The following is a 14,630-nucleotide window of genomic DNA, read 5'->3' on the forward strand; positions in this document are numbered from 1 at the left end:
AAAAGTTTATCCATCCATCTCTATTTTTATGAGAAAATAGGTACAGCCTTTCGTTCATCATTGATTGCAACTAGAGTGAAACTCCCCTTTACTGCTTCAACCTGTCCTTCTTCATACATTGCCTCAAGCATTAAAGTAACATCCACAATTAGACTACTTTTTCCAACTTTAACAACTTCTCCAATAAGTTCAGCAAAGTGGCCTCCTGGGATCGGCATATTGAAGTCCACACGATCACTTGAAACAGTGACAAATTTCTTTCTCCCAAACCTTGTTGCGGTAATGAAGGCAACTTCATCCATCCACTTCAACGTGATACCACCAAATAATGTGTCATAATGATTTGTACTATTTGGGAAAACGGCCCTAACAATACGTGTTTTTGAGCGCGCGATTGCGTCTTTTAACTGATCTTCAGTCATAATTCCTCCTCGGGATAAATGTTATTTGCTAATTAGGATCGGACTATAACCGTTGCGGGACAGTAATGGATTTTCACCATATTCACTAATTAACTATTGGATATTAGATAGAAACGAGCATCAAGGCAATGAATAAAATACATTTTAACTGGCATAAATGAACAAAAGTGATATTTCATTTAAAACTTAAATAAAAACCGCATATAAAGGAATAAATAATGAAATACTTAATTCCCCTAAGTACTCTTTTTATAGGTCTAAGCGCTCAAGCAGTTCAAACAACAGCAAGACCTTTTAGCTTTGAATTTTATGCTCCAACAAATGAGCTCAATTTTGATGTAACTTTAGAGCAATGGTGTCGTTATGAGATCCCAGTGTGGTCTGACTCTGCTGAATATAAAACAAAACATCAATCAACTCCACTAAGAGAGAAGAGAACAAAATTAGGAAATGGCCTTACTCGTTTTACTTATTCTTTAAATAGTACAAAGTCTTTAGAACAAACTGGTTTCTTTAAATCAGGGAAAGAATGTACAAGTGGAGTCAGAATTATAGTGGAAAGCGCTAAATATGCACTTGGCTGGGCAGGACAATATAGTCGCCCTATTGAATTTAAATTTCTCGATGAAATGTATGCATTTAAAGAGTACGACACAACATTTGATGCACAATCAGATAAGAATATTAGACTATTCTCAGATAATGAAATCTCATTTGAATACAAGACATCCTCTGGTGGGAACCAAGTAAATGTAACAATTCTCTCAAATGGAAAGAGAATGAGAAGCTCATTTCCACAAGGTGTTTTAAAGAATCCAAAAACAAATATGCCTTACAAATTAAAATAGAAATAAAAAAGGCCTCTTTGAAAGAGGCCTATATTTTTAATATTTTAAATTCAACCGTTATTCCCAAACCTGATAAACTGCTTCTTCCATCTCAGTTACACAATCTGTAACAGCTTCATAGAATGGCCATTGTAGATCATATCCCCAACGACTTTCTTCAACCATTTGATTGAAGTTTGTATAACCTTTAACAATACAAGATTGTGGGAAGCGCTTTTCAGTTTCAACTTCACCACTATAGTCATAAACGATTAAATCTGCTTGAAGAACACATGAATTTGTATTCTCATCACAAACAAATAGGTTGAAGCTAAAATTAAAATCACCTTCACACCATGTATCACCACAAATATTATCAATTGCTGTTAAAACCTCTGATTCTTGCTTTTCACTTAGTGTATTGGCAAAAATTGATGACGTAACTAGCATTAGTAGAATTAGCTTTTTCATTGGAATCCCCTTTAAATAATTTAGGGGAATATAGATTACGAGCTACACGATGTATATTCGATTGATAATATTTACACTATACAATTATTAGATAACACTAAAGCAGTTCTTCTAACATTCTAATGCCACGACCAAGCTTTGCCGCAAATTGAGAATCTCTTGCATTTTCATCTGCTATTTCAAAAAGTGACTTTGAAGTTATTTGCATTCTAAGGGCCGTTTTAGCTTTTGAGGGTTCTTTATCCACAAATGATGTTACTAGCGCCCTTGCGTAGGCTTCACTTACTTTTGCAATAAAACTATTTATTGGGCGGTAGTTTTTTGCATCTCTTATCAGCTCTTTCGTTTCACTTGTTTCTCGTATTTTATAACCTTTCTGTTCCATTTGTTTTTTGAATTCTTGTAAAACTCCTGGACCTCTTGTTGCCAGTCCAATAAAGAAAGATTCGATATTTTCTTGATTAACAGGGATTCTCTCAATGTTATTGTAGAGAAATAACTCTGCTGAAACGAGACCTGATTCCTTAGACATCAATGCCATATCTCTTATATATGCTGAATCCATTTCGTCTTTATACTTTCCAACACAGATATTACATGCATATTTCTTTGCCTTATCATTACCAAAGCAACATGCTTCACATCCATAAGATGTATCGACACCTGTTCCATGTCGATAGCCAAAATTATGAATCATCTCATGAAACATAACACCTTCTAACTCATCTGTGCTCGGGCCGTTCTTTATTCCACCAAAGAAGCTTTTTTCCATCTTTGGATTTAATGAAACAAATGGATGCTTAATACCTAGACTCTTAATCTCAGCTTCACTAGTCGATGCATAACCGACGACACCATTACTCCAATTATAATCTTTATTATGACAGATGAATTTTGTAGGATTCACTTTTCCACTTAACTGTATGTTAAAAAAGTTTAACAAGTTTGAAATCTCACCTTTCATTGACTTATCTTTATCCTGACTGGCCAGATCAGAGAGACAACTTAGACCTTTATCCAATGAATTTCGAAGCATTCTTGGAAACTTCTCATCTCCTAGATTATCTAAGCAGCTCTTGTGTATTTGAACTCCTGGTGTAAATTCAAAAACACCTCCTCCAATTCTTGAGATGATTGGATCGAAGTTATCAATAAAATCATCAACCCCTTCTAGACCTCTGAGGAAGTTTTCATAACTACATTTAATATTGGATTCATTACTTAATGTTTCTCTATGATCAAGATTTGAAATTTCTCTATCAACTATTAGCTTCTTTTTTCCATCATTTATGTCATAGAGTTGATATTGTGAGCTTGTGCCTTTATTTGATATGATTTCGAGCCGATCAAATTTACCATCAAAATCATTATCTGCTTCTATTCGAGTAATATTACCTTTTACCTGCATTTTATAATCATATTTCTGATCATAATTACGATCATTGAGGTGCTCTACAAGAGCTCCGTCTACATAGCGAAAGATATTATCAATTACTTTGTCTTTATTATCATCGAACTCAAACGTCTGACTCTTTTGAGCAAAGAGCTCAGCTGTAGCTAATAAGCAAATAAGAATAAGTGAATAATATTTTAATTTAGCTCTCATCTTATTTAAGTATCGGTATTTCTTAAGAAAAGATAAGAAAAAAGACCCAACGAAGTGGGCCTTAAGTATTTGAAATATTATTTAGATCACCAAGTATTATAACAACGCTGACGACTAAGCTTCTTAAGTGTCTGGTTGTAATAAATTGTACAGCTATGATACTCATAATGAAGCTGAAGCTTAATATGATGATCATCTTCTTCACCTACTGGCCAAAAATTTGGAGCATGTGTTACTTGAAGATCCCAAAGGCGATCTGCTGTACAGAAATCAAGAGTTGATTCGTAATTTAATAAATTTGCGCTAAATTCAATTGCTTCAACCTTAGCTGCGTCATTTTCGAATCTTAGGCATTCATTATTACCATTTAGTGCAAATACTTGAGCACTAAAGAATAATGCAATAAACATTAGGAATGTGTTTCTCATTGTTGTCTCCTCTATAAAGTCGAGGAAGTTTTACTAATCAAACAATGGTATGACAAAGCCTAACGCGTTAATTATGAGAGCCCAGATAACCTCTTATCAAATAGTTGGAAGTCAGCAATTATTTCAACAGACTTAATATTTTTGAATTCTGGAAAGTCCAAAGGCTTCGCCCCACCTAGTATGATCCTAACTGGTCTATTAAGGACTTTATCTACTCGGTTCAAATATGGAATGATATGAGTTTCATAATTCCAATGATCAGAACTTACAACACCAAGGATGATATTATCGCATGATAGCGCGTTAACGGCCTCTGCTAAGCAATGTGCAGGATTTGCGGCACCAAGATAATAAGTACTATTTCTATTGGCCTTACAAAGGATATCAGCAATTATAATTGATAATTCATGAAGGTTTCCTTCAGGAGTAGCTAAGGCAAAACGTTCAGACTCTGGGAGATTTGGTAATCTAATTTGTCCAAGTTGTTCCCTAATAATAGTCGAAACGATATGCTCTTGTGTTACGGTATACATACCATCAACAACCATTTGTCCAGTTTGCTGCATTACAGGTAGGACAACCTTGAAGATAAACTCCTTGGAGCTTGAATTAAGCCTTAAGTATTCCGCTTCAGAATGAACTCTATCAATTTCATATCTCTTTAGGGCACTTAGTAAGCGCTCAACACCTTCATTAATGATGTGATTTGTCTCATAGGCCATTTCATCAGAAATCCCAGAAACCTGCTCGTTTAACTCTTGTAGAGTTAGATTAGCAACTTTAGAAATTGTTTGTCCGTGGGCAATGAGGTTTGCCATGGCCTTAGCTCTGGCCACATCTTCATCACCATAGAGCCTCTCGCCATTCATTCCCCTAACGGGCTCAAATGCACCATATCTCTTCTCCCACATTCTGATTGTATGGGGTTGAACTCGACAAATGTCTGAAATTACTCGGATACCAATATTTTTATTCATGAAAGCCTCTATATTTTACAAATTCTTGTTCAATTGTTGTATATTATATTATATATACAAAACATATACAAGAGTTATTTCTTGTATACTCAGGAGGAAAAATGAGCATACTTATCACTGGAGCAACTGGATTGATTGGCCAAGAGTTAGTTTACGCTCTAGCTAAAGCAGGCCATGAAGACATAAGAGTACTAACTCGAAATACAGCTAAGGCCGCAAAGCAATTCACAATTCCTCTCTCATTTTTCGAATGGGATCCAAATGCGAACAAGATCGATGAATCTGCTCTGGAAGGTGTTGAAACAATTATTCATCTTGCAGGTGAGAATATCGGAGGCGGCCGTTGGTCCGAGAAACAAAAAGAGAAAATATTAAACTCTCGAACACAAAGTACTAAACTCTTAGTTGATACAATTAATAATAATCAAGTTTCATTAAAGAAGTTTATCACGGCCAGTGCTATTGGAATTTATGGAACACAAAGTGAAAAGAATCCTCCGGCGCTAAAAGAAGACGCTTCATACGGTGATGATTTTCTGGCCAAGGTATGCAAGGCCTGGGAAGACGAAACTGATAAATTAAATAATAAAGAGATTCTTATTAATCATGTAAGAACAGGTATCGTTTTGGCCAACAACGGTGGTGCTCTTCAAAAAATGCTTCCAGCTTTTAAACTTGGAGTGGCCGGAAAACTGGGCAGTGGAAATCAATTTATGAGCTGGATCCACATTAAGGACCTAGTAAGTATTTATCTTCACCTAGTGGAAAACCAAGTTAATCAAGTTGCCATTAATGCAACAGCTCCAAGACCAGTAAGTAATAAAGAATTCACATCAACTCTAGGAAGCGTTGTTAAAAGACCAACGATTCTTCCTGCACCAGGATTTGCATTAAAAATAATTCTAGGAGAGATGTCTACCCTCTTATTAGATGGTCAAAATGTAATCCCATCATATTTAAATGAAAATAAATTTCAATTTCAATTTCCTAACTTAAAAGATGCTTTGGAGGATCTTGTGGGTTTGGAAAAAAAGTTCTCACAGGTTCAATGGGTTGAAAGGCCAGTTGAGAATGTCTTTAATTTCTTTAGTAACGAAAAAAACCTAGAAGCAATCACACCAGATTCTATCGGGTTTAAAGTACTAGATATGAATACTCCAGAGATTACAAAGGGTACCATAATCGATTACCGCTTAAGTATTTATGGTATTCCTCTTAAGTGGAAATCAGAAATTTTACACTTTGTTAAAGGTAAGGAATTTGTCGATAAACAATTAGAAGGTCCTTATAACAAATGGGTTCATACACATGGTTTTATACCATATAAGAATGGAACACTCTTAACTGATGAGGTCTTATATAAGGTTCCTCTCGGTGCCCTTGGGGATCTCTTTGCCGGTGCCTTTGTTAGGAGTGATGTTAAGAAAATTTTTAAATTTCGTAGTCAAAAATTAGATAAAATTTTTGATGAAGTTAATAAGTAGTTAATCTAAAATTAAGAAGGAGAAGAAGATGAAGAAGCTCGTGTTATTTTTTTCAATGTTAATGTGCTCGGTTGCACTATCTAGCTCAAGCTTACCGCTAGATACAGTTGATTATGTTGATCTCGATCGCTACCTAGGTAAGTGGTATGAGATTGCACGTTTTGATCAAAGCTTTCAAAAAGGCTGTACTGCTGTTGAAGCCAATTACAGTCTTAGAAAAGATGGAGATATTAAAGTTATAAATACGTGTCGTGTTGGTTCTCCTGATGGTGAATACAAAGAAGCTGAAGCAAGAGCTTGGGTTGTTGATGAAGAAACAAATGCAAAGTTAAAAGTACAATTCTTTTTAAGAGGGATTAAGCTTCCTATTTTTGCAGGTAATTACTGGATTCTTGAACTTGATGAAGACTATCAATATGCAATGGTTGGAGACAAGTCGAGAAAATACCTATGGATTCTTTCACGTACTAAAGAGTTAGATGAGAAAATCTATCTTGAACTAGTAGCAAAAGCGAAAGATCTTCACTTTGATGTTAGTAAACTTTTAAAGACTCAACAATAAGGTTGAGATTGGATAAATTATGAAACGACAAAAACCACTCATTGCTATAAGCTCATGCCTTTTAGGTGAAAATATTCGCTACAATGGTGGCCATTGTCGTGAGAATTGGATTTATTCAGAATTATCTAAATTTGTTGATTTTCACCCAGTCTGTCCAGAACTTGCGATGGGACTGGGTGTTCCAAGAGAAGAAATTCATCTCTTTCGCACCACTAGAAAAGACAATGAAGTAAAGCTGCGCTCTAAGTTCACAAAAGAAGAACTTACTCAGACAGCTTATATTACATATGAGTCAATCGAAGATGATTTAAAGAACTTAGATATCGACGGCCATATATTTACGAGGAAGTCTCCTACTTGTGGGCCAGATAACGTAAAGACCATTACATTAGATGATCCAAATTATGTGAATAAATCAACTGGTTTATATGCAGGATTCATAATGGATCAATTCCCTAACCTTCCTTATATCGATAATGGAAGAATTAAAAATATTGAACTAAGAGAAAACTTTGTAAAAAAGATATTTTCACACTTTCGTTTTAAACAACTAAATGGAACGATGAGGGACTTACAATTGTTTCATCAGATGCATAAGTATGCCATCATGGAACATAACCAAGAGAATATGAGAACTCTCGGTCGTATTGCTGCTAACCATGAAGGTTTATCAGCACAAAAAGTTTACCAAATATACTTTAAGTTATTTATGGAAACGATTTCAATTCTTCCAACTCGTAAGAATAGACTAAATGCTTGCTATCATGTCTTTGGATATTTTAAGAATGATTTAGGGGCAGGAGAAAAGAAAGCCTTGTTAAACTTAATGGAAGATTATCAAAATGGTGTTTCAAATTACCTCACAATAAACTCGTTTCTAAACGTATTAACAGAGGCACATCAAAAGGCATATTTACAAGACCAATATATCTTTGAACCGTACCCAAAAGAATTAAAGCTATTAAAAGATATTGCATAATATGAGTTCTAAGAAAGTTAATATATTCTGGTTTCGTCGAGACCTTCGATTAAAAGATAATCGCGGCCTTCTTCATGCACTACAATCACAGAAAGAAGTCCTTCCTATATTTATCTTTGATACAAATATTTTGTCGAAGTTAGAAGATGAAAATGATCTTAGAGTAAGTTTCATTCATGATGCAATAACTGACCTCAAAGAAGAATTAAACGATCTTGGAAGTGACCTACTTATCTTAACGGGTGATCCCCTTACTGAATACAAGAAGCTTATAAAAGAATATAATATCGAAGAAGTCTATACAAATGAAGACTACGAACCATATGCGATTAAAAGAGACAAAGCAATTGCTTCTTTTTTAGAAAAAGAAAATATTAGTTTTCGCCAATATAAAGATCACTGTATTTTTGCTAAAGACGATATTTTAAAAGATGATGGCAAACCATATGTAGTCTACACTCCTTACAAAAATAAATGGCTGGCAGAATTAAGGCCAAAAGACATTGCGACCCTTGAAACACATAAATACTTTGATAATTTTAAGAACTTTAAGGCAGAAACCTTACCAACGTTAGAAGATCTTGGTTTTATCTATAATGAGAAAGCTGATGAACAAGTAAAAACGATTAAAGGTCGAATAATTGATGACTATGACAAGAACCGTGATATTCCAGCTCTCGATGCGACATCAAAACTAGGTATCCATTTAAGATTTGGAACCATATCTCCTCGAAAATGTGCACAAGTAGGATATAAGAAAAATGATACATGGTTAAGTGAACTAATCTGGAGAGAGTTTTTCATTCAAATCCTCTATCACTTCCCTCATGTCGAGAATGCTCCATTTAGAGAGAAATATAAAAATATAAAATGGAAGAATAATAAAAAAGAATTCAAGAAGTGGTGTGAAGGAAAAACAGGCTTCCCAATAGTTGATGCAGGAATGAGAGAATTAAATGAGACGGGCTATATGCATAACCGAGTTCGTATGATTGCGGCTTCTTTTTTAGTTAAGGATCTTCTCATTGACTGGCGTTGGGGTGAGAAATACTTTGCTCGCAAACTAAATGACTTTGAACTTGCTTCTAATAATGGAAATTGGCAATGGGTGGCAGGAACTGGTTGTGATGCTGCCCCATATTTTCGAATTTTTAATCCCTATACACAGCAAAAGAAATTTGATCCAGATTTTGAATACATAAAGAAATGGATTCCAGAATACGGAACTGATAAATACCCTGATGAAATAGTCGATCACAAAATTGCATATCACGAAACCATCAGGGTATATAAAGAATGTAATTAATCAATCTCACAACTGATATTACTCATCACTTTCTTGTACTTAGGTTATAGGAAGACAAATTAAGCTAAATATAATTATCCTGACATTCTGACTTTTTATAAGTCAGACCAATTAAAATTTAATAAGTATTGGAAAATATAAAAGAAAAGGCCCAATAAATGGGCCTAAAAGTTATTTGAGAATTTCTAATTTTTAAGACATGTCTCAATCTTACGAGTTACAGTGAAGTCTGACCCGTAGTCATCGCTTAGGTTATATGTCGTTTCAATATAGTCTTTTAAACGATAATCATCTTGAACCTTTACTTCACAGCTAAGTAATTCAATACGATCATGAGATCCTTGATAATAACGGCCATTCATATCAAAAGAAGCTTGCTCAATTTGAGCACATACTTCATTTACATTACCGACAAAGCAAAATTGTCTTTCTCTCTTTGTATCGTTTACATCATAATTGAAGCTAGAATCACTGAAACCAATAACTGTCCCTAATTGAGCATCATTAGTGATAATAAAAGTTGATTGTGGCTGATGTGCAAATACAGAAAAAGCACTCAGTAGAATAATAGATTTTAAGATATTCATATTAAGCTCCCTAATATTACAAAATATTTAGCCTATCAGTAACACAGCATGCCTAAGAATAAAATAATATAAATGAAACCCTAAAAATTTATCACGAATGTGGTATTTTCTGAATCTTCCTCAACCAGAAGTTGATATCCTGAGTTTTCAATGATTTGCTTTGTGATGGCCAAACCTACACCAAAGCCTGAGCCGTCCTTCTTTGTAGTCTTACCCATTTCAAAGATATTCTTTAACTGATCCCTTGGAATCCCATTTCCAGAGTCAACAATCTTAATAAACCGCTGACTTGATGAAGTAATGACCTTTATCCAAGGTGTATCTGTTGTTTTTATCTCTTCAAGTGAGTTCTTTATCAAGTTAACTAAACACAAGCTTAGCTCTGTTTCATTGCCATCTATATCAAAATCTTCAATCTCAAGCTCTACTTTTACCTTATGCTTATCAATCTTTTCTTGTACGAGATCAATTGCTTCCATTGTGACATCTGAGATTTTGATTCTCTCTTTGTGAGAATCATAATTCTTCTTAAAGATATTCATGTAGAAGTCAGTAACTTCCAGAATCTTTGCAATATGTTTTCGGAGTTTTTTTGTATATCGACGTTGATCTTCTAATAATTCTTTTTCTAAACGATTATTTGCCGTATTTAAGACAAAGAGATGATTTCTAATATCATGAGCAATACTAGCTGAAGCGAAGCCAAATTGGGCGACTTTAGAGAGCTTAACCATATCTTTTTCTAGGTTATACATCTTTGTAAAAGCCAAATCCTGGTAATAAATATTAAATCGCATGGATTCAAAAACGTAGCCCAGATAATAGATAGGAACGAGATAACCAATTGTTTCTGTTCCTATTGATGTATCCCATATCGATGCAAATAAAGTAACGATTAATCCCGTTTTAAAAAGATACTCATTCTTGTTTCGTCTATTTAATTCCTTCCAAACGACGATAGTAGAATAGAGAATAACGACTAGTCCCATAACGCCTATTAGAACAACTAAAAAACTGGGATAGATTTGTAGATTTAATGCTTTTGTAAAAAGTGTTGAAGGTGGAATTTCCCGAGGCTTAAACATCAAATCAATTGAAGTGAAGAGGTAGAGAAAACCTCCAATGACAACATAGACCGAATGGGCCACACAAAAGAACTTAGAGAACCACAGCTTTTTAAGTTCATATCCAAAAAAACCCTCTATCGCCTTTAGGTAACAATAATAAGTCCAATATGCGAAGAACCAATACGTAATTAAGAGGAAATTAGAAAGTTTAGGGTCTGAGACATGAGTATTTACAGCAATTAAAACGGCATAAGCACCGGCCGAAAGACACATAAGAATAGGCCAGAAAGCCTTCACATTTAGGTGTTTCCGATAAGTATAGGCACCAATTGATGCTTGGTATAGGAAATATGAAAATGCGAAGATAGTTACATACCGAGTAACTACTATATATTCATCAACACTCATAATATAAAATATACATTATTTAGACTAATTAAACACATAAAATATAGAAATACTTTAAAAAATTCTCTGAAGCTTAACTAATTTAACAAAAAAGGGAGCTTATACACTCCCTTAATTACCTAAAAAATTTTACTAAATATTATAGTTTACAAGTGAAACTAAAGTCGTATTTTTTGAATAAAAAGCAACGAAATGTCTCTCTAATAGTGACTGAATCTCCATATAGAGTAATTGTTTTCTTGTAACCGCTTTCTCCTCCATAGCTTCCACAAGCATCACCTCCTGGGCGATTAGAGTCCTCAGAGACAAGTAGCGTGCTAGCATCGACAAGCTCAGCTGAATCAGAAAAAGCATGGGCCACAGGGGTAAAATAATATCCAGTGTTTCTAAAATAAATACTTGTTGATTGAGTATCTTTTAGAATTTCAATTTGGCATTCACCTGTTCCTCTTTCATTTGTATTAGAAGATACTCGTCCTTCTTGTCCGTCAAGCTTTTCGAGGCTCTTAAGGAAACTTGAGACATTACCGGCTGCGAATAAATTAGACGAAGCCATAACTAGAATTAGGGGTAAAACAAATGATTTCATATAGTGCTCCTGAGTGATTTTTGAATTTAATAGTCAATACAAGAAACTTCATGAGATTGCACGAAGGTATGTAATTACTTTAGGACCACAACATTAAAATAAGACCTCAAAAGTAGTATTCTTAGAATCTTTTAATAGACCTAATTGAAATCCAGAACGCATAAGAAGTGCCTTTGTGATAGCAAGCCCAACCCCATGTCCACCAACACCCTTCTTAGTAGAATATCCAAAATTAAATATTTCGGAAGCAATTTCATTAGAAATTCCTTGACCACAATCAGTAACACAGATACTTCTCTTGCTTGCGTAGGCATGAACTTGGACCCATGGAGACTGATACTTATCAACAAAAGAAACTTCTTCGAGGGCATTCTTTAATAAATTCACTATACTAATAGTGATCTCCGTTTCATTACAATAAATTGAAAAGTCTTCGATATCTACAATTAGCTCAACATTAGAATTTTTGTACTTTGGAGCTACGAGCTCAATGGCCTCATCAACGATCTTCTTTACAGAGACGTTATTCTTTTCATTTGCATTATTCTTATTAAAAACATTCATATAAAGATCTGTGATCTCTGAAACTTTATTAATGTGTTTATTTAAAGATTTATAATTCTGCTGTGGGTCCTCCTCCCTTCCTTTAATAAGTTTATCAATTCCTATTTTAAGAACAAATATATGATTTCTAATATCATGAGCGATACTTGCAGCAGCAAATCCAAATTGAGCAATTCGAGAGAGTCTTACAACTTCATTCTCTAGGTTGAATAATTTACGATACACCTTTCTTTGAAAATATAGATTAAAACGTACTGCTTCAAATGCATTACCGAAATAATACAGAGGAAGAATTGCACCTGAGATTTCAAGTCCCAATGCAGTATCATTTAAAACAGCGAGAAAAGTTACAATAATTCCAAGCTTTAGTAGAACTTCATTTCTTTTTAATCGATTTAATTCAATCCAAATGACAATACATGTATAGAGAACAACTAAAGCACCGAGACCTCCTAATATTTTACCATATATATTTGGAGAAACATTAAAGTGCATTGTCTGAGCAAAGAGATTGGACTTGACGTAGTTGTGCTCATCAAAAAGAAAGTTGTGATTAAAAAGCAGTGTCGATATGGCACAAACAATCTGAACACTAACTAGAAACACACAATATAGCTTCGCAAACTCAAGCTTCTTTATACGTCTTTTTAAATAAACTTCTATGGTTCTTATGTAACTGTAAAAAGACGAATAAGCACAAACCCAGAAGATCATTAAAAGAAAATCTGATAACTTTTGATTGATGAAATGAGTATTGAAAGCAAAAACAAAGCAATATGCCGCAGTCGTCAAACACATGACCATTGGCCATAAAGCTTCTCTTTCTTTGAGCTGTGTATAATTAACTAAACTTGCAAAAAGTTGGTAGATAAAAAACGAAAACACAAAAGTCGTTAAATAACGCGTGAATGCGACATATAGGTCTAGCTCCACCGACCTTCTCCAAAGATTAATTAATAAAATTGATAAATAGTTTATATCGATACACTCTAATAAAGCAAAGAGTAAACCATCTTAACAAATAAATATTTTCAAACACTTATCTAATTAATTTTAAAAATTATCTCAACAATTGATAGAGAACGTCGTATTTTTACAACCTTTCTCAAGTTTTAAAGAAAAGCCGGAGCGCTGCAACAATTCATTTGTTATGGCCAGCCCTACTCCATGACCTCCAGATTTCTTTCCTGTATAGCCAAACTTGAAGATTTGTTCTGCTTGTTTTTGATCGATCCCATCGCCACTATCTACTACAAGTATCTTATTTTTTTCAATATCACTTTTAAGCAAAACCCAAGGATTGTCCTTCTTTTCTTTAACCTCTTCTAAAGAGTTTTTTATAAGATTAACGAGGCAAATTACCATTTCTGCTTTATTACAAAATATTTTAAAATTTTTAGTTTCTTCTAAAAATCGAACATTAGTATTTTCAAACTTTGGTAAGATTAGTCCCCTAACATCTTTTAAAATCTCATTAAAGTCTAATTCTTCTTTTTGAGAACTAATATTATTCTTAAAAATATTCATATATAGATCGGTGATTTCTAATATACCCTCATTATACTTTTTTAAATCTTCATAAACCTTATCAGTTGTCGAATATCGTCCTTTTATTAGTTTATCAACTTTAACTTTCATTACGAAAACATGATTCTTGATATCATGTGCAATACTAGCCGCTGCATATCCAAACTGAGCGACTTTAGATAAGTGAACTACTTCTGACTCGAGGTTGTACATCTTACTATGGGCCTTTTTAAGAAAGTGTAAATTAAACCGTAGAGCCTCAAAGGCATTAGCAAAATAATAAATAGGAATCAAGCTTCCTGAAACTTCTAAGCTTATAAAAGTATCATTCAATACAACGAGAATATTAAATATAACACCTATTCTCAGTAAGTATTCCTCAAGATTTCGTTTCGAAATTTCTCTCCAGATAACAAAGCTAACATAAAAGACGCAAAGAGCTGCACTGCCTCCGACTAGGTTTCCTATCAAATTTGGTGAGATTGCGATATTCGTCGATTGATAAAAGAGGCTATCTTTTATTTGTGACTGGGGTGAAAACATAAAGCTATAATCAAAAAAAGCGTAAGAAATAAGAGAAAGAATCTGAAAGATGCCCAGAGAGAGGATATACACTTTGATATACTTTATCATCTTAATGGAGCTTCCAAAAAAAGCCTCTATAGCATGCATATAGGCGTAAAAAGCACAAAAAGCAAAAATCCAAAGACTATTTAAAATAATGTTTGAGTTTTTTATGTCTAGTACATGAGTATTTATAGTAAAGAAAAGGCAGTAAAAGGCTGAAGCAACTGACATCAAAGTATACCATAAAGTCGAGCGGTCT

At 34.0% G+C, this 14,630-nt stretch carries 15 protein-coding genes and 1 riboswitch; of the genes, 5 read left to right on the forward strand and 10 right to left on the reverse strand.

What is annotated here, in order from left to right; translation table 11 throughout:
* Positions 1 to 26: 26 nt before the first annotated feature.
* A complete protein-coding gene (locus DAY19_RS00380; RefSeq protein ID WP_148666850.1) occupies positions 27 to 422 on the reverse strand; it encodes an acyl-CoA thioesterase in 396 nt (131 codons plus the stop codon).
* Between the two features lie 25 nt (positions 423 to 447).
* A riboswitch (adenosylcobalamin-variant (AdoCbl-variant) riboswitch) is annotated at positions 448 to 525 on the reverse strand.
* Positions 526 to 640: 115 nt separating this feature from the next.
* Here DAY19_RS00380 and DAY19_RS00385 point away from each other — a divergent pair.
* The gene (locus DAY19_RS00385; RefSeq protein WP_114705201.1) at positions 641 to 1,270 is read left to right on the forward strand and encodes a hypothetical protein; all 630 of its coding nucleotides are present in this window, start codon (positions 641 to 643) and stop codon (positions 1,268 to 1,270) included.
* Between the two features lie 57 nt (positions 1,271 to 1,327).
* Here DAY19_RS00385 and DAY19_RS00390 read toward each other — a convergent pair whose 3' ends face one another.
* The 4 genes from DAY19_RS00390 to DAY19_RS00405 all read right to left on the reverse strand — a co-directional run bounded on the left by DAY19_RS00390 (position 1,328) and on the right by DAY19_RS00405 (position 4,731).
* The gene (locus DAY19_RS00390; protein ID WP_114705202.1) at positions 1,328 to 1,720 is read right to left on the reverse strand and encodes a hypothetical protein; all 393 of its coding nucleotides are present in this window, start codon (positions 1,718 to 1,720) and stop codon (positions 1,328 to 1,330) included.
* 97 nt (positions 1,721 to 1,817) lie between these two features.
* Positions 1,818 to 3,326 (reverse strand): hypothetical protein, encoded by a 1,509-nt coding sequence (locus DAY19_RS00395; protein WP_114705203.1) that lies wholly within the window; start codon positions 3,324 to 3,326, stop codon positions 1,818 to 1,820.
* 86 nt (positions 3,327 to 3,412) lie between these two features.
* Positions 3,413 to 3,754, reverse strand: coding sequence for a hypothetical protein (locus DAY19_RS00400; protein ID WP_114705204.1), 342 nt, complete (start codon positions 3,752 to 3,754; stop codon positions 3,413 to 3,415).
* A 71-nt stretch (positions 3,755 to 3,825) separates the two neighbouring features.
* Positions 3,826 to 4,731 (reverse strand): MerR family transcriptional regulator, encoded by a 906-nt coding sequence (locus DAY19_RS00405; RefSeq protein WP_114705205.1) that lies wholly within the window; start codon positions 4,729 to 4,731, stop codon positions 3,826 to 3,828.
* Between the two features lie 101 nt (positions 4,732 to 4,832).
* On the opposite strand from DAY19_RS00405, the gene DAY19_RS00410 reads away from it, so the two are divergent.
* Genes DAY19_RS00410 through DAY19_RS00425 form a run of 4 tightly spaced genes read left to right on the forward strand, consistent with a single transcriptional unit; the run spans position 4,833 to position 9,062 of the window.
* Positions 4,833 to 6,215, forward strand: a complete 1,383-nt coding sequence (locus DAY19_RS00410; RefSeq protein WP_114705206.1) for a TIGR01777 family oxidoreductase — start codon at positions 4,833 to 4,835, stop codon at positions 6,213 to 6,215.
* 28 nt (positions 6,216 to 6,243) lie between these two features.
* Complete coding sequence (locus DAY19_RS00415) at positions 6,244 to 6,777, forward strand: lipocalin family protein (protein WP_114705207.1); 534 nt, start codon at positions 6,244 to 6,246, stop codon at positions 6,775 to 6,777.
* Between the two features lie 19 nt (positions 6,778 to 6,796).
* Positions 6,797 to 7,756 (forward strand): DUF523 and DUF1722 domain-containing protein, encoded by a 960-nt coding sequence (locus DAY19_RS00420; RefSeq protein ID WP_114705208.1) that lies wholly within the window; start codon positions 6,797 to 6,799, stop codon positions 7,754 to 7,756.
* Between the two features lies 1 nt (position 7,757).
* Positions 7,758 to 9,062 (forward strand): cryptochrome/photolyase family protein, encoded by a 1,305-nt coding sequence (locus tag DAY19_RS00425; RefSeq protein WP_114705209.1) that lies wholly within the window; start codon positions 7,758 to 7,760, stop codon positions 9,060 to 9,062.
* Positions 9,063 to 9,247: 185 nt separating this feature from the next.
* On the opposite strand, the gene DAY19_RS00430 is transcribed toward DAY19_RS00425, so the two are convergent.
* From DAY19_RS00430 to DAY19_RS00450, 5 genes are all read right to left on the reverse strand, one after another.
* A complete protein-coding gene (locus tag DAY19_RS00430; RefSeq protein WP_114705210.1) occupies positions 9,248 to 9,649 on the reverse strand; it encodes a hypothetical protein in 402 nt (133 codons plus the stop codon).
* 80 nt (positions 9,650 to 9,729) lie between these two features.
* On the reverse strand, positions 9,730 to 11,124 hold the full coding sequence (locus tag DAY19_RS00435; protein ID WP_114705211.1) for a sensor histidine kinase: 1,395 nt from the start codon (positions 11,122 to 11,124) through the stop codon (positions 9,730 to 9,732).
* A 139-nt stretch (positions 11,125 to 11,263) separates the two neighbouring features.
* Complete coding sequence (locus DAY19_RS00440; protein ID WP_114705212.1) at positions 11,264 to 11,713, reverse strand: hypothetical protein; 450 nt, start codon at positions 11,711 to 11,713, stop codon at positions 11,264 to 11,266.
* Between the two features lie 93 nt (positions 11,714 to 11,806).
* Positions 11,807 to 13,210, reverse strand: coding sequence for an ATP-binding protein (locus tag DAY19_RS00445; RefSeq protein ID WP_114705213.1), 1,404 nt, complete (start codon positions 13,208 to 13,210; stop codon positions 11,807 to 11,809).
* A 132-nt stretch (positions 13,211 to 13,342) separates the two neighbouring features.
* Positions 13,343 to 14,347 (reverse strand): sensor histidine kinase, encoded by a 1,005-nt coding sequence (locus DAY19_RS00450; RefSeq protein ID WP_158536715.1) that lies wholly within the window; start codon positions 14,345 to 14,347, stop codon positions 13,343 to 13,345.
* Positions 14,348 to 14,630: the final 283 nt, after the last annotated feature.

Origin of the sequence: Halobacteriovorax vibrionivorans, from assembly GCF_003346865.1 — a bacterium.
Classification (GTDB): Bacteria; Bdellovibrionota; Bacteriovoracia; order Bacteriovoracales; family Bacteriovoracaceae; genus Halobacteriovorax_A; species Halobacteriovorax_A vibrionivorans.